Annotated in this window: 12 protein-coding genes; 3 read left to right on the forward strand and 9 right to left on the reverse strand. The window is 66.4% G+C overall.

Annotation, left to right across the window (positions count from 1 at the left end):
* Positions 1 to 4: 4 nt before the first annotated feature.
* From Q5923_RS04230 to Q5923_RS04245, 4 genes are all read right to left on the reverse strand, one after another.
* The gene (locus Q5923_RS04230) at positions 5 to 2,062 is read right to left on the reverse strand and encodes a DUF6541 family protein (protein WP_303132366.1); all 2,058 of its coding nucleotides are present in this window, start codon (positions 2,060 to 2,062) and stop codon (positions 5 to 7) included.
* Between the two features lie 158 nt (positions 2,063 to 2,220).
* On the reverse strand, positions 2,221 to 4,296 hold the full coding sequence (locus Q5923_RS04235) for a translation factor GTPase family protein (protein WP_062531506.1): 2,076 nt from the start codon (positions 4,294 to 4,296) through the stop codon (positions 2,221 to 2,223).
* Positions 4,297 to 4,507: 211 nt separating this feature from the next.
* Positions 4,508 to 5,977 carry a radical SAM protein gene (locus tag Q5923_RS04240; RefSeq protein ID WP_062531507.1) on the reverse strand — a complete coding sequence of 490 codons (1,470 nt, stop codon included), beginning with the start codon at positions 5,975 to 5,977 and terminating at the stop codon, positions 4,508 to 4,510.
* Positions 5,978 to 6,177: 200 nt separating this feature from the next.
* Positions 6,178 to 7,125, reverse strand: coding sequence for a lactate/malate family dehydrogenase (locus Q5923_RS04245; protein WP_062531508.1), 948 nt, complete (start codon positions 7,123 to 7,125; stop codon positions 6,178 to 6,180).
* A 92-nt stretch (positions 7,126 to 7,217) separates the two neighbouring features.
* Between Q5923_RS04245 and rlmD the strand changes: the two genes are divergently transcribed.
* Together rlmD and Q5923_RS04255 are read left to right on the forward strand one after the other, a co-directional pair.
* On the forward strand, positions 7,218 to 8,450 hold the full coding sequence (gene rlmD / locus Q5923_RS04250; protein ID WP_303132369.1) for a 23S rRNA (uracil(1939)-C(5))-methyltransferase RlmD: 1,233 nt from the start codon (positions 7,218 to 7,220) through the stop codon (positions 8,448 to 8,450).
* Positions 8,451 to 8,586: 136 nt separating this feature from the next.
* The gene (locus Q5923_RS04255) at positions 8,587 to 9,381 is read left to right on the forward strand and encodes a class I SAM-dependent methyltransferase (RefSeq protein ID WP_009278252.1); all 795 of its coding nucleotides are present in this window, start codon (positions 8,587 to 8,589) and stop codon (positions 9,379 to 9,381) included.
* An 18-nt stretch (positions 9,382 to 9,399) separates the two neighbouring features.
* Here the strand turns inward: Q5923_RS04255 and purN are convergent, their stop codons facing one another.
* The 5 genes from purN to purE form a co-directional block, all read right to left on the reverse strand.
* Positions 9,400 to 10,035, reverse strand: coding sequence for a phosphoribosylglycinamide formyltransferase (gene purN / locus Q5923_RS04260; RefSeq protein ID WP_040656881.1), 636 nt, complete (start codon positions 10,033 to 10,035; stop codon positions 9,400 to 9,402).
* A gap of 44 nt (positions 10,036 to 10,079) precedes the next feature.
* Positions 10,080 to 11,153 carry a phosphoribosylformylglycinamidine cyclo-ligase gene (gene purM / locus Q5923_RS04265; protein ID WP_009278254.1) on the reverse strand — a complete coding sequence of 358 codons (1,074 nt, stop codon included), beginning with the start codon at positions 11,151 to 11,153 and terminating at the stop codon, positions 10,080 to 10,082.
* A gap of 69 nt (positions 11,154 to 11,222) precedes the next feature.
* Positions 11,223 to 12,692, reverse strand: a complete 1,470-nt coding sequence (purF, locus tag Q5923_RS04270; RefSeq protein ID WP_009278255.1) for an amidophosphoribosyltransferase — start codon at positions 12,690 to 12,692, stop codon at positions 11,223 to 11,225.
* 34 nt (positions 12,693 to 12,726) lie between these two features.
* Positions 12,727 to 13,680 carry a class B sortase gene (locus tag Q5923_RS04275; protein ID WP_009278256.1) on the reverse strand — a complete coding sequence of 318 codons (954 nt, stop codon included), beginning with the start codon at positions 13,678 to 13,680 and terminating at the stop codon, positions 12,727 to 12,729.
* Between the two features lie 28 nt (positions 13,681 to 13,708).
* Entirely contained in the window at positions 13,709 to 14,179 is a 471-nt protein-coding gene (gene purE / locus Q5923_RS04280) for a 5-(carboxyamino)imidazole ribonucleotide mutase (RefSeq protein WP_303132373.1), read from the reverse strand.
* 168 nt (positions 14,180 to 14,347) lie between these two features.
* On the opposite strand from purE, the gene Q5923_RS04285 reads away from it, so the two are divergent.
* Positions 14,348 to 15,223, forward strand: a complete 876-nt coding sequence (locus Q5923_RS04285; protein WP_303132374.1) for a bifunctional hydroxymethylpyrimidine kinase/phosphomethylpyrimidine kinase — start codon at positions 14,348 to 14,350, stop codon at positions 15,221 to 15,223.
* Positions 15,224 to 15,284 lie beyond the last annotated feature (61 nt).

Here is a 15,284-nt window from a genome sequence, read left to right on the forward strand (position 1 = left end):
GGATTTAGGCGGCACTTATGCGATAAAGCGCCATATCTCCCTGCCTCATCACGAGCTCGAAGCCCGGGGTGCCCTCGTTGACGGAGTCGATGCCCTTCCAGAGGTCATGGTCGTAGTTCCAGAGCATCGAGTAGGCCTTGTCCTCCTTGAGGTGCTCGAACCTGATGACGTAGCGCGCGCCGAGCTGGTTGACCGCCGCCCTCACCTCGGGGTCGTCGGCAACGTGATCGAGCCTCGCCCTCACCGTCGCCTCTGCCCCGCCATCCGCACCTATCCCCTCGCTGAGCTCCCTGAAGTAGACGCGCATGCCCGCGTCTCCGTACGCATAGGCGCTGCCGTCAAAGGGGTTGTTGATCACCAGGGCGTCCGCTCCCCCCTCGGCCTCGATCAGCTTCTGGCAGTTGCGGGCAAAGGCGCGCTCTCGCGTGGTGTAGAAGCCGTACTGCGAGTACGCCTCCTGGACCTGCAGCCTCGTCTGCTCGACCTGGGTCTCGATCCGTCCCGAACTCGGAAACGCGCTGAAGGTGAGGGTGGGAATCCTGACCCCGGGATAGAAGACGAGGATGGCGAGGGCGGCGAGGGTTCCCGACGTGAGGGCGGACGCGGTAAGGTGCGAACCATCCCCGACCCGCACCCCCAATGCGCGAGAGACGCCGGTGACGACCCAGTCCATGCCCAACGCCGCCAAAGGGACGGCGCACAGGGCGGCGACGGCGGCGACGCGAGGCGGATCCGAATACCAGAAGCCCGAGAGCAGCTGCTTCGCCAGGCCGCCCATGGTCGCGTTGCCAAAGACGATGCCCGCAGCCGCGACGTAGGACACCGACATCCAACGCAGTCTCCTGTTCCTCAGAGTCCAGACCAGACCCAGCAGCACGAGGAGCGCAAGAAGGGGCTGTCCCAGGTCGGGAACGAAGAAGGCCTGGTAGGCAAGGGTCGCGACGTTCACGAGGGCCTCCCAGGGAGAGATGCGATACCCCCAGAGCCCGAAGCCGACCACGTCGGACATGAACGGCGCCCGATTGAGCGCAAGCCAGACGAGACCACAGGCCACGACCCAGAGGGCTGCCACCAGCCCGGATGGCAACTCATGCAAGAGGACCCTCAGGACGCCGCCCGAAGAGACGATGCGCGCCGCGACGTAGGGAACCAGGATGACGGCGGCCACGAAGATCGCGTTTGGCTGCGTGAGGGCGAGCGCCACGCCGCCCACGAGGAAGAGTGCGAGCGCCCTGAGGCGCGCGGGGCGCTTCCACGCAGGCTCCACGAGAAGCATGAAGGCGACGACGCAGGGAAACACGAGGGAAAATCCCGCGAGGTTGGGGTAGATGGGGCCGAACTTCATGAAGTACCAGGGGAACGCCATGAAGCTCACCGTGGCGAGCGCGCCGGCGACAAGGGGGCGGCGCTTGCCACGAAACGACCAGGCAAGGAAGACGAGGGTGCCCAGCGGCCACACGAAGGACGAGATGGTCACGTTCACCGCGTTGATCGCGACCGAGATCTCTGTGACTCCCATCTGCACCACCAGGGTGACGGCGGCATGCCAGCCTGCAGGATAGAAGCCCGGAAGAGCGTAGGGGTCGACGGAAAGGTCCTGGGAAAGCAGGTACGGACCCATCCTCAGAGACGAGAAGGACTGCGTCGAGACGAACGCCCTGATGCTGTTGATGTGGTGAGCCAGGTCCCTGCCCGTCATCACGGCGTTGGCGCTGGGAAGCATCCGCACGAACATGAACGTGGTGGCCACCAGGCCCATCGCGAGGTAGAGGGCGATCATTCCCCAGCCAATGCGGGGGAGGTCGGGCAGCCGGAACGAGCGGCCCAGGAGGGCAAGAACCGCGAGGAGGAGGGAGAGGGGGAGGAGGAGCGTCAGGGGTTGGGCCGCAACGCCCAACGTCCCATACAGGATGCCGGCGAGGGCGATGAGCCCAAAGGAAGGCAGGGGCGCCATGCACACGGACCAGCTCCGGGAAAGGCCGAGGGCCCGTCCCATGAGATAGCCCGGGACGAAGATGACGGCGCAGGACGCCAGGACGGCAGGGAAGAGCTCGCTCCACATGGTTCAACCAACCTAACGGCTCGCAGGGTTCCGTCAGACAAGAATAGACCAGACGCGCGGGACGGAGGCAGGCACCCGCCAAACCGCAAGCGCGAGGGGGTGCCGCCGCAAGGGCGACACCCCCATCCTGTGACCCGCGCGGCCCGCCTCGCCTGCCGCTACCTGCCCTCTGCGCGCCTCTCGGCATACTCTGCCGCGAGCTTGGCCTGCACGTCGTGGGGCACCTGCTCGTAGCCCGAGACCTCGAGCTCGAACTCGCCCGTCCCGCGCGAGAGCGAGCGCAGGCGCGTGGCGTAGTCGGTGACCTCGGCGTAGGGAATGGTCGCCTCGATGGTGGTCATGCCCTGCTCGCCCTGGCCGCTGGCGGCCGACATGCCCTCGACGCGGCCACGAGAGGCGGACACGTCACCCATGATCGAGCCGGCGTAGCTGTCGGGCACGGTGATGCTCATGTGGGCCATGGGCTCGAGCAGGACGGGCTCTGCCTGGCCTATCGCCTTCTGGAAGCCAATGCGCGCTGCCGTCTTAAAGGCCATCTCGTTGGAGTCGACAGGGTGGTAGGAACCGTCGTACACGGCAACGCGCACGTCGATGAGGGGGTATCCGGCAAGGACGCCGTCCACCATGGTCTCCTGCACGCCCTTGTCGATGGCGGGGATGAAGTTGCGCGGGATGTGCCCGCCCACGACCTCGTCCACGAACTCGTAGCCCGCTCCGGGGTTGGGCTCGACACGCAGCCAGCAGTCGCCGTACTGGCCGGCGCCGCCGGTCTGCTTCTTGTGACGACCCTGGGCGCTCGCGACGCGGCGGATGGTCTCGCGATAGGGGATGCGCAGCTTGACGGTGTGAGCCGTGACGCCCGCGCGCTCCTCGAGACGGTCGAGGAGGACGGAGACCTGCGCCTCTCCGATGGCGGAGATGACGGTCTGCCCGGTCTCCTCGTCGCGCTCGACGCTCAGCGTGGGATCGGCGGCCGCGCTCTTCTCCAGGAAGGCAAAGACCTTGCCCTCGCTCCCGCGCTCGTCCGGCTCGACGGCGATGCGATAGAGGGAGTTGGGGAAGCGGAAGGCGGCGGCCTCGACCTTCCCGGTGACCGAGAGGGTGTCGCCGGTCATTGCCTCGAGCTTGGGAACCACGCAGACGTCGCCCGCCGCGACCGACTTGACGTCGGTGGTCTCGCGGCCGCACATGCTGTAGAGGTGACCCAGCCGCTCGGTCTTGCGGGTGCGCGCGTTCATGAGCTCGATGCCGGGCGTGAGCGTGCCGGCCAGGACCTTGACGAAGGAGAGGCGCCCGTTCTGCTGGTCCTGCAGCGACTTGAACACGAAGGCGACGGGGCGATCGTCGTCGGGAGAGATGTCCAGCGTCTCCCCGTTGACCAGGGGCACGCGACCGAAGTCGGCCATGCTGGGGAACCACGCCGCCACGTCGTCCATGAGCGAGATGACGCCCTCCTCCTTGACGCAGGAGCCCGCGAAGACGGGGACGAAGATGCGCTGTGCGATGGCGGTGGCGAGAAGGGACTCGAGCAGCTCCTGGCTGATCTCGCCGCCCTCGAGGTAGGTCATCATGGCCTCGTCGTCCGCCTCGACGACGAGTTCGGTGAGCTGCGCGTGGGCCGCCTGGGCGGCCTCGAGGAACTCGGCGGGGACCTCCCCCACCACGGGCTTGCCGTCCACGAGGTGGCGTGACCTCATGTGCACGACGTCGATGATGCCCGCGAAGGCATCCCCAGACCCCATGGGGATGGTGACGGGGGCCAGGCGGTTGCCGAAGCGCTCCTGGGCCGTGAGCAGGGCGGTGTCCCAGTCCGCGTCGGAGCGGTCCAAGCGGTTGATGAAGAGCGCGCGAGCGAGCGAGAGCTCCTCGGCGGCGAACCAAAGGCGGGTGGTGATGGTGCCAGGGCCGCTCGCCGCGTCGACCATGAAGAGCGCCGTCTCAGCCGCGGCGAGAGCGCCATAGGCGTCGCCGACGAAGTCAGGATAGCAGGGGGCATCCAGGACGTTGATCCTTACGCCGTTCCACTCGACCGGCGCGATGGTGGTCGAGATGGAGAAGCCGCGGGCGCCCTCCTCGCTGTCGTAGTCAAGCGTGGGCTTAGTGCCGGCGTGGCCTCCCAGACGGGTCGTCTTGCCCGTCAGGTGAAGCATGGCCTCGGCCAGCATGGTCTTGCCCACGCCGCCTTGGCCCACGAGCGCGAGGTTCTTTACCCTCTCGTTAGACGAATCTGCCATGGTTCCTCCTCGAGCCGCAAGTCTGGCGGCGACGCCGAGGGGAAGAACGCGACGGCGAAGCCACCGTGCACCTATGGACGACAAGCGCCCGGCGAGGCCGCGCGCTGGCTACCACCATACCCATGGACGGCCAGCGCGCGAATCACTCGTCGGGCAGCGTGTGTGCATGCGCGGTGGGCGCAGGCACGGCGCAGCGTTGTCGGGAAAGACCCTACTCGATGACGGCCTCCTCGCGCGCGTCCTCCTCGGCTATGACCTTGGCCTTGAAGTCGACGCTCTGCTGCGACATCTCGTCCTCGTAGACCTTGCGACCCGTAGGATGCTCGGCAAGCCAGAGCTCGCGGGCCTTGGGCGCCCACTCCTCGGCGTAGGGGGTCACGCGGGCGCAGAGGTCCTCAGCGCTCTCAGGTGCCACGTACTCGCTGGTCTTGGCGTCGGACTCCTCCACGATCTTGGGAAGGATCTTGGGGTTCTCGAGCATGGGGCAGGGCTGGAGCATGTTGTCGTTCCAAGGCCAGTGCCGGCGGTAGGCCTGGAAGATGGGCTGCTGCAGGCACTCGAGCCAGCTGTGGTCGCGGATGTTCACGTTGGAGTAGTGGATGAAGACACAGGGCTCCACGTCGCCACGGGCGTTGACGTGGCAGTAGACGCGGCCTCCCGCGATGCAGCCGCCCACGTACTCGCCGTCGTTCTGGAAGTCCATGGCGAAGATGGGCTTGCCGCCCTCGACACCGCGAATCTCGCGGATGCGGTGCAGCATGTACTCGCGCTGCTCGACGGTGGGCATGAGGTCGGCGTTGGCGCCCTCCCCCACCGGCATGTAGTGGAAGAACCAGGCCCAGCGGCAGCCCTTCTCGATGATGAGGTCGAAGAACTCGTCGCTCGAGACGCGCTCCGTGTTCTCGCGCGTGTAGGCGGTGGAGGTGCCGTAGAGCAGACCGTGCGCCTTCATGAGGTCGAAGGCGCGCATGACCTCCTCGAACGAACCGTCGCCACGGCGGCCGTCATTCACGCTGGGCTCGTAGCTCTCGAGCGAGACCGAGAACACGACGTTGCCCAGGCGCTGCACGTCCTCGCAGAACCTCTCGTCCACCAGCGAGGCGTTGGTGAAGATGTTGAAGAGGCAGTCGTTGTGCTTCTCGGCCAGCTTGAGCACGTCGGCCTTGCGCACCAGGGGCTCGCCGCCGGTGAGCATGAAGAGGTGGGTCCCCAGGTCCGACGCCTCGGTGACGAGGCGGTCCATCTCGTCGTAGCTCAGGTTGAGGCGGTTGCCGTAGTCTGCCGCCCAGCAGCCCACGCAGTGCTTGTTGCAGGCGCTCGTGGGGTCGAAGAGGATGATCCAGGGCACGTTGCACTGGTACTTCTCGGCGTTTGCCGTGGTGTTGCGCAGGCCGCGGAAGGCAGCCTCGTAGCCACCGTTGAGCACCGTCGTGCGCAGCACGTTGGGGTCGGTGGTGTCGATGACGTCAAAGAGCCAATTCTCCCACTTGGAGCCAGGGTAGAGGCCCTTGCGGATGCCGCGGGTGGCACCGGGGGAGGTGTCCTTCAGAAGCTTGCCCGCCATGTCGATGAGGTGCTCGACGTTCTTCTCCCGGTCTTCGCCCGATGCGCTCTTGATGATCCGGTCTATGGCGACGCCAAAGGCCTTGCGCTCTGCCGCGTGCGCGATCTTGGACTGCATGGCCACCCCTCCTTGTGAGTCGTTTTGACCCTAATTTAAAACTGGGGTCACTTTACTCTTCTTGGAAGACGATGGTGGACGAATTTTGAATAAAGTTCAATTGTATTGTCTACCGTAGCATTTACAGGCGAGAGGACCCGACGGCCGTCGTGGTCGCCGGGTCCTCGCTGAAATCGCCTTACGACTCGTGACGGGTCAGCCTACCAGCACCTGACCTTCTCGAGGTTGTCCTGGATGTGCTTGCAGCTGGCGTGGAACTTCTCCTGCTCGTCGGCGCTGAGCTCGAGGGGGAAGGTGGCCTCGACGCCGTCCTTGCCAATGACGCAGGGGATGGAGCTGTAATGGCCGCTCTCTCCGTAGACGTCCTCGAGCAGGGTGCCCGCGGGGGTGATGAGCTTGGAGTCCTGCACCACGGCCTTGACCAGCTCGGTCGCGGCGTTTGCCACGGAGTACTCGGTGCACTGCTTGCCGGCGTAGGTCACGTAGCCGCCCATGCGCGCGGCCTCCTCGATGGCGTCCTTGTCGAAGGAGAAGTGCTTGGGATCTGACTTCTCGAGCTCCGCCAGTGGCGTGGCGCCAAACGACACGTGCGACCAAGCGGCGAACTGACTCGCACCGTGCTCGCCGATCATCCAGCTGGTGATGGAGTTGGGGTTGTAGCCGGTGGCGTCCCAGAGGGCATGGCGGAAGCGTGCGGAGTCAAGTGCGGTGCCCGACCCCACGACCTGGCGCGGCTCGAGCTCGGCGAGCTTCCAGACCATCGTCGCGACGACGTCGCAGGGGTTGGCGATGGTGACGATGACGCCCTTGTAGCCCTTGATGCGCGGCGCCCACTTCTTGGTCTCCTCCGCGGTGCAGAAGAGCTCGCCGTCGCGGTTGCCAGCCGCCTGGGCGACGTGGCCTGCGGCGTTGACGATGACGTCGCAGCCCAGGAGCTCCTCGTAGTTCTCATGGCAGTTGTACACGCGCGCCTGGCGGGGGTAGAAGGGCATGGCGTCCTGGAGGTCGTTGACCTCGCAGGCGACCTTGCTCTCGATGGAGTCGACGCAATAGATCTCGGCGGCAAGTCCCTGGTAGAGAATGGCGTTTGCCACGTGCGCGCCAACGTGGCCCATTCCGATGATGCCGATCTTGGTAGGAGCTCCCATGAGGTCCCCCTTCTGTCGCGGTCGATTCGTGGTTCCCAGATTCTATCGCTCGATCGACGTGCGAGACCTGGCCGTACAATAGCCCGTACAAGTTGGTAACCAAGGCGAGGCAAGCGAGGCGGGAGAAGAGCGTGGGATTCAGGACCTACACCTGCCCCATATCCAGGCGCTGCGGTGGCTGCGAGTGGCTCGCCGTCCCCTACCCCATCCAGCTGAGGCGCAAGCAGGAGGCCATGGAGGAGCTCTTCTCGCCCGCCGTCGAGGAGGACGGCTGCGAGCTAGGGCGCGTCCATGGCATGGAGGAACCCCTGCGCTTCCGCCACAAGATGGCCTCTCCCTTCGCCCCAGGGGCGAAGGGGAGGGTCAGGTCCGGCTTCTACGAGGCAGGGAGCCATCGCATCGTGGCCTGTCACGACTGCCTGGTGGAGGACCCCTGCGGAAGGACGATGATCGACGACCTCGCACGGGCGGCGGAGCGGCTGCACATTCCCGCGTACCGCGAGGACCAAGGCACAGGAGTCCTGAGAAACGCCGTCGTACGCAGCGGGTACGCCACGGACGAGGTCCTCCTGACCATCGTCACCAACGGGTCCCAGCTCCCCCACGCGTCCAGGCTCGCCCGCATGCTCAAGGAGGCTCACCCCGAGCTCACGAGCATCGTCCAGAACGTCAACCAAAGGCGCACCAACGCCATACTGGGCCGCGACTGCGTTACCCTCCTGGGACCGGGCGTCATGCACGACAAGCTTTTGGGCTGTCGCTTCGAGGTGGGGCCGACCAGCTTCTACCAGACCAACCCCGCCCAGACCGAGGTGCTCTATAGCCTGGCCATCGACGCGGCGGAGCTTCGGGCCGGCGAGCGCATGCTCGACGCTTACTGTGGCACGGGCTCCATAGGCATCTGCGCCGCCCGTGCCACACAAGAAAACGGGCGAGACGTGCGCGTCGTGGGGGTGGAGCAGGTGGCGGGCGCCGTGGACTGCGCAAGGAGGAATGCGGGCGAGAACGACCTCTCCGCCTCCTGCGACTTCGTCCGAGCCGACGCCACCAAGTACATGAGGCGCCTGCGGGAGCGTGGTGGCGAAGGCTTCGACGTAGTGATGATGGACCCGCCGCGCGCCGGATCAACCCCCGAGTTCATCGCCGCGGCCTGCGCCCTCGAGCCCCGGGCGGTGGTCTACGTGAGCTGCAACCCCCAGACGCAGCTCCGCGACCTGGGGGAGTTCCGCAGGCATGGCTGGCACGCGCGCAGGATCGAGCTCGTGGACATGTTCCCCCACACCAAGCACGTGGAGACCGTCTGTCTGCTGTCGCACGAAAGGTAGCCGCAAGGACCGGCGGAAAAGGTCCCGTGACGGGGTGCTCCACCGCGCCTCTCCCTAAGTCACTTTTCCTGAAAGTTAGTAAAGTCTTACTATTCTTGCTGCCAATGCAACCTTCGGAACAGGCGAGGTACGACGCATGGAGAAGATAGACATATCCGGCGTGCCGGAGACCATGGTCCAGACCCTTTACGCACGGGCAAAGGAGTCGCGACGCAAGAACGCCCTCATCCACGACGACAAGGCCGTCGAGATGGTCGACCGGATGGACTACGACTTCTCCTTCGCCGACAAGGACCTTGCGATGGGTGCCGGCGTGATTGCCCGCACGATGCTGCTCGACGACATGGTGGGCGAGTTCGTGGCCTCGAACCCGGATTGCACGGTCATCAACATCGCCTGCGGCATGGACATGCGCTTCTGGCGCATGGACAACGGCCGCATCCGCTGGCACGACATCGACCTGCCCGAGACCATCGACGTCCGGCGCCGCTTCGTCGAGGACACCGACCGCGTGAAGATGCATGCCTTCTCGGCCATGGACGAAGCATGGGCGGCCGAGGTTGGTCCCATCGACGGGCCGGTCCTCGTGATCGTCGAGGGGCTGACGATGTACCTCTCGGCCGAGGACGTGGCACGGATTCTCTCGATCGTGCGGGACCGCTACGCCCGCGCCACCCTCTTCGTCGAGTTTCTCAACCCTCGCTTCGTGGGCAAGGACGTGGAGAGGAGCATCTCCAAGAGCAACGCTCGCTTCACGTTTGGTGCACGGAGCGGCGCGGAGCTGGTGGCCGGCATCGATGGCCTGCGCCACGTCGCCGACCGCAGCCTGAGCGAGAAGATGCCCCTCATCAACCCTGTCTACCGGCTGCTCATAAAGGTTCCGGCCATCGCGAACCTCTCGAACAAGATTGCCGTCATCCGCAGCTTCTGATCGCTTGATAGGTCCCCACTAGGCAGAGGGGGTGACGTGAACCCTCCTGCCGTCGGCGTCCAGGCTCACGCGACCGTCGGCGAGCAGCTGGATGACCTCGGGGTACAGCACGTGCTCGATCTGGTGGATGTGCGCCTCCAGCTCGTCCACGTCCCAACCCTCCTCGACCGCAAGGGCGCGCTGGGCAACGATCGGTCCGCAGTCGTAGCGCTCGTCGGCGAAGTGCACCGTGACGCCCGTCACCTTCACCCCGGCGTCGAAGGCGTCCTGGATGGCGTGGGCCCCCTTGAAGCTGGGCAGCAGCGCGGGATGGATGTTGACGACCCGGGATGGGAACGTCCGTAGTATCGGGTAGTGGACCATCCTCATGTAGCCCGCCATCACCACGTAGTCAACGTCGCGGCGGCGCAGCTCGGTGGCGATGACCTCGTCCGCAGTCAGGGGGTCGTCGTAGATCTCCTTCGAGAGGCTCAGGGTCTGGATGCCCACCGCCTCCGCCCTCTTGAGCCCCAGGGCTCCCGGACGAGAGGAGACCACGAGCTCGACGGTGGCATTCAGCGTCCCGTCGGCGATGCGGTCGATGATCGCCTGGAGGTTGGTGCCCGAGCCGGAGATGAGCACCCCCAGGCGCAGTGGCCGTCCCTCGCGCGCCATGGGAAGGCTCGCGGGCTCGGGGGTGGAGAGCGTGAGGTCGTCGCTCATCGGTAGCTCACCTTTCCGCTGCCCGGCACGCACTCGCCCATCACGAACGACTCGAGCCCCTGGTAGGCCAGGGCGGCACGGACCATGGCCACGTCCTCGGGGGCGACGATCAGGCTCATGCCCACCCCCATGTTGAAGGTCTTGTAGGCCTCGTCCTGGGTGAGCCCCGCCGCGCGCACGCAGTAGTCGATCACGGGCGGGACGTCCCAGCCGGGCCCGTCCTCGCCGCCACGGTCGACGACCGCGTCGATGTCCGCGGGCAGGGCGCGGTTGAGGTTCTCTGTGATGCCACCGCCCGTGATGTGCGCCATGGCGTGGATGGGAGCCCCTACCTTGAGGGCTCTGACCAGCGCCCCCGCATAGATGGTGGTGGGACGCATGACCGCGTCCGCCAGGGACTCGCCGCCCAGCTCCTCGAGCGGGGCCTCCAGCTCCTCGATGCTCTTGCCCTCGATGGCAACCTTGCGAACCAGAGAGTAGCCGTTGGAGTGGATGCCCGAGCTGGGAAGTCCCAGGATCACGTCACCCACGCGCACCTTGTCGGGGCCGATCATCCTGGGACGGTCCACGACGCCCACCACGAAGCCCGCGAGGTCGTAGTCGTCGGGGGCCATGACACCCGGATGCTCGGCCATCTCTCCACCGACGAGGGCGCAGCCGCTCATGCGGCAGCCCTCGGCGATGCCGCTCACCACCTGCGCCACGTGCTCCGCGCGCAGCTTCCCTATGGCGATGTAGTCGAGGAAGAAGAGGGGCTCCGCGCCGATGGGCACCACGTCGTCCACGCACATGGCGACGAGGTCCTGCCCCACGCTGTCGTGGCGCCCCAGGAGCTGTGCGATCGCGAGCTTGGTGCCCACGCCGTCGGTGCCCGAGACCAGGACGGGGTCCTCCATGTCCTTGAAGGACGCCATGGAGAAGCAGGAGCCAAACCCGCCCAGCCCACCGATGACCTCGGGCCTGCTGGTGGACGCCACCATCTCCTTGATGGCGTCGACGGCGCGCGCGCCCTCGTCCACGTCGACGCCGGCGTCGGCGTAGCTCACGTGCCTCGTCTGGGCCTTCTCCATTGTTTCCCCTCTCATGGGTCTTCTCTTCGATGGTCGTGCGGGACAGGGACACCGACGCGGGGGCTTCCGCTATTCCTCGGGACCCCCGGGCCTGTAGCCCTCCATGAACTTCCTCTGGGCGAAGCTCTGAGGGATCCTCACGGGATACCAGCCGTCATAGCAGGCGCAGCACCAGCCGGTCGAGGGCACGCACTGCCTGAGTCCGGCAAGCGAGAGGAACGCCAGGCTGTCGGCCCCGATGAACTCCCTCACCTGCTCCACGCCCTTGCTGGCAGAGATGAGCTGGGACTGGACGTCGGTGTCGATGCCGTAGAAGCAGGGCCACCTCACCTCGGGGCAGTTGATGCGCACGTGGACCTCGCGGGCGCCTGCGTCGCGCAGCATCTGGACTATCTGCTTGGAAGTGGTTCCGCGCACGATGGAGTCGTCCACCATGACGACGCGCCTGCCGGCGACGTTGTCGCGCAGGGCGTTGAGCTTCAGACGGACGCCGAGGCTACGCTGCTCCTGGGTTGGCTGGATGAAGGTGCGCGCCACGTAGCGGTTCTTCACGAAGCCCTCGCCGAAGGGTATCCCCATCTCTCGTGCGAAGCCCTCCGCAGGAGGCAGGCCGCTGTCGGGCACGCCGATGACCAGGTCCGCGTCGACCGGTGCCTCCCGGGCGAGCTGCCGTCCCATGTCGAAGCGCATGGAGTACACCGACTTGCCCATGACAACCGAGTCGGGCCTCGAGAAGTAGACCTCCTCGAAGATGCAGCTGGCCGGCACGCGGGCGGGCACGCCTCTCTCGCTCACCAGCCCGTCGTCCGAGACGCGGATGATCTCGCCGGGCTCGACCTCGCGCACGTAGTCGGCCCCGACGATGTCCAGGGCGCAGGTCTCGGAGGCGACGACCCAGCCGTCGTCTCCCAGCCGGCCCAGCACCAGGGGACGTATCCCGTTGGGGTCGCGGAAGGCGTAGAGCGCGTTCTCGCGCACCAGCGCCATGGCGTAGCCGCCCTCGATCATGCCCATGGCCTTGGCAATGCCCTGGCGGAGGTGGCTCGTCTCCTTGGTGTAGTGGCCGATGAGCTTGGCGGCGACCTCTGAGTCGGTGTTCGAGCGGAAGGGCACGCCCAGCTCGACCAGGCTCGCGCGCAGGCTGTCCGAGTTCACGAGCGTGCCGTTGTGGGCGAGGGCGATGATGACCTCGCTGATGGTCGAGAGGTGCGGCTGCGCCGCCTCCCAGCTGCGCGCGCCGGAGGTCCCATAGCGGACGTGCCCTATGGCCACCTTGCCGCGCATGGCCGAGATGTCCGCGTCGGTGAACACGGCGTCCACGAGTCCGAGGTCCTTGCGGACCAAGACCGTGCTGCCGTCCCCCACGGCTATTCCCGCGGACTCCTGGCCGCGATGCTGCAGGGCGCGCAGGGCGAAGTAGGTGATGCGCGACACGTCACGCCCGGGGGCCCAGACGCCAAAGACGCCGCACTCCTCGTGAGGCGAATCTCCCTCCCCCAGTTCGTCGATGTCAAAGGCGGTCCGAGACGTCTCTCTCACTGGGCGGTCTCCTTGGGAAGGGGTCATGCCTGGGCTATTCCGTGGCTGCGAGGGCCGCCGCTGCCTCCGCCTTGGGGACGCAGACCAGAAGCGACCGGCCATAGCCATCGTAGTAGTTGCAGGTCGACATGGTCATGACGTGTTTCAGGCCCGAAATTATCCTTGCCGCATCGGGGCGGCTCGCCACGGCCTTCGCGAGGCGTTCGTTCAGGTAGGACCTCAGCTCCTCGTCCGAGTCGAACTTGGTCGTGCGCGCGGTCCCGTCGTCGGGCTGGGTGTAGTAGACGAAGAGCGGCTCGAGCTCGTAGCTCTGCTGCTCGGTGAGGTACCAGATGGTCGGCGTGGCGTCGAAGACCTCCTGGTCCTTGAGGAGGAAGAGCGAGTAGAACATCTGTCCGCTCTTGAGATGGTGGCCATAGAGCATGGTCTGGCCGTCGATCAGCCCGGGAGCCGTGTTCTCGTAGTCCATGAACACCTGTCCGCCCAGAGTGTACTGGCCCTCAGCCGTGTGGTGTAGGTAGTAGTCGTTGTCCGTGCCCTGGTAGACGGGGTAGTTGACCACCGTGTCGGGCACGTAGACCCAACCCACCACGTCCTTGTTGACCGCCTTGAGGCCAGCCCAGTCGACGTCGACCGGGGCCTTCGCGCTGCCGTCGTCCGAGGCGGACGTCGCGTCGCTCACGTTGGCGAAGGACGCGAGCCTGTCGTTGACCACGTCCTGCTCGTGGTACTGCCAGCGGGAGTACCCCCAGAGGCCAGCAGCCACCAGGAGGAGCACGATGCCGACGGCGAGGAGGACGTTCGAGACGAGGAGGCGGCGCCTTCTCGAGCCCCTCTCCCCCGTCGTCTCGCCCTTCCTGGCGCGACGCTCGGGGTCGGCGGGGTTGCGCTCGATGACAGGCTCTATGGGGAGCGGCGCATGCACGCCCTGACCCAGTCCCCCCTCCCGACGAGGGGCGTCGTCCCTTCTCATGTGCTTCCCTGGCACGCGGTCTCCTCTCGTCTTCCGGGCGGGGCTAGGCCTCCGCCATCTGGCGCTTGAACTCCACCAGCTTGTTCGCGTACTCGGGCATGGACGTGCCCAGGATCTGGGTCGCGTAGATGGCCGCGTTCTTCGACCCGCCGATCGCCACGCAGGCGACGGGCACCCCGGAGGGCATCTGGACCATGGAGAGGAGCGAGTCCATCCCCCCCAGGTCGCTCGTCCTCATGGGCACACCCACGATGGGCAGCGGCGTGTAGGCCGCGGCGACCCCACCCAGGTGGGCCGCCTTGCCTGCGGCGGCGATGATCACCTTGATGCCGCGTGCTGCCGCGGCAGACGCCCATTCGCGCACCTTCGCCGGGGCCCGGTGGGCCGAGGCGACGACGAGCTCGTAGGGCACGCCAAACTCCTCGAGCTGCCTGGTGCACGCCTCCATGGCCGGAAGGTCCGACTTCGAGCCCATGATAATTCCCACCAACGGTGCCTGCTGCTCGCCTGACATGAGGTCTCCCCTCGTCTGTGCCCGTGCAATCGTGCCTTCCCAGTATACGTTGGCGGGAGCGCCCGCTCCTCGGCGCGCACACTCTGGCTACAAGCGCGGCGCACCCCGTGCCGATGGTCTATCGTGTCCTGCAGCATCGGTCCATCAGTCCATGTGAGAGGAACCACCATGACCAACGCAAGCGAAATCAGGCTGTACCGGCGCGAGGGGCACTACATACCGCGCGTGGCGGCCGTCCATGACCTCTGCGGCTACGGGAAGTGCTCCCTGGCAGTGGCCATCCCCGTGCTCTCTGCCGCCGGATGCGACGTGTGTCCTGTCCCCACCTCGCTCTTCTCGGCAAACACCAAATTCCCCGTCTTCCACATGCACGACACCACCGACATGCTTGAGCCCTACCTCGACGCCTGGGTGCAGGAGGGCGTCGAGCTCGACGCCGTGTACTCCGGCTTCCTGGGTTCCGCCGGACAGGTGGGCGCCATCCAGCGCCTCTATCGCGAGCACCCGCGCGCCTTGCGCGTCGTCGACCCGGTCATGGGTGACGAGGGTGCCAAGTACCCCACCTACACCGACGAGATGTGCGAGGCCATGGGCGCCCTCGTCGACGGGGCGGACCTCCTCACCCCCAACCTCACCGAGGCCTCCATCCTCACCGGCATCCCCTACCAGGGGCACGACGTTTCCGACGACTTCGTGAGGCAGAACCTCGAGGCGCTCGTGGGCATGGGCGCCAAGGCCGTCGTCCTCAAGGGGGTCATCCGCGGGGACGGGCTCATCCGAAACTACGTCTGTGGGGGCGGGCTCGACGTATGCGAGGTCAAGGCCGAGCTGTTGCCCTACATGCTCCACGGCACGGGAGACCTCTATGCCTCGAGCCTGCTTGCCGCCGTCATGTGCGGAAGGTCCCTGCTCGAGGCGACGGAGTTCGCAGGCGAGCTCGTGCGCAAGGCCATGGTGGTGACGCGCTACCAGCCAGACTTCGAGATGCGCGGGGTCAACTTCGAGACCGTGCTGGGAGACGTCTGCACGCTCCTCAAAGGCTAGGCGAGAGGCGCTTTGGTCATTGCGAAGGGGGACTGCGGAGCACGAGCTCCGCAGTCCCCCT

Origin of the sequence: uncultured Olsenella sp., from assembly GCF_959602185.1 — a bacterium.
Lineage (GTDB): Bacteria > Actinomycetota > Coriobacteriia > Coriobacteriales > Atopobiaceae > Olsenella_I > Olsenella_I phocaeensis.

Coding starts and splice junctions, on each gene's coding strand:
- Q5923_RS04230 (WP_303132366.1), bottom strand. CDS start 2,062: ATGTGGAGCGAGCTCTTCCCTGCCGTCCTGGCGTCCTGCGCCGTCATC.
- Q5923_RS04235 (WP_062531506.1), bottom strand. CDS start 4,296: ATGGCAGATTCGTCTAACGAGAGGGTAAAGAACCTCGCGCTCGTGGGC.
- Q5923_RS04240 (WP_062531507.1), bottom strand. CDS start 5,977: ATGCAGTCCAAGATCGCGCACGCGGCAGAGCGCAAGGCCTTTGGCGTC.
- Q5923_RS04245 (WP_062531508.1), bottom strand. CDS start 7,125: ATGGGAGCTCCTACCAAGATCGGCATCATCGGAATGGGCCACGTTGGC.
- Q5923_RS04255 (WP_009278252.1), top strand. CDS start 8,587: ATGGAGAAGATAGACATATCCGGCGTGCCGGAGACCATGGTCCAGACC.
- purN (WP_040656881.1), bottom strand. CDS start 10,035: ATGGCGCGCGAGGGACGGCCACTGCGCCTGGGGGTGCTCATCTCCGGC.
- purM (WP_009278254.1), bottom strand. CDS start 11,153: ATGGAGAAGGCCCAGACGAGGCACGTGAGCTACGCCGACGCCGGCGTC.
- purE (WP_303132373.1), bottom strand. CDS start 14,179: ATGTCAGGCGAGCAGCAGGCACCGTTGGTGGGAATTATCATGGGCTCG.
- Q5923_RS04285 (WP_303132374.1), top strand. CDS start 14,348: ATGACCAACGCAAGCGAAATCAGGCTGTACCGGCGCGAGGGGCACTAC.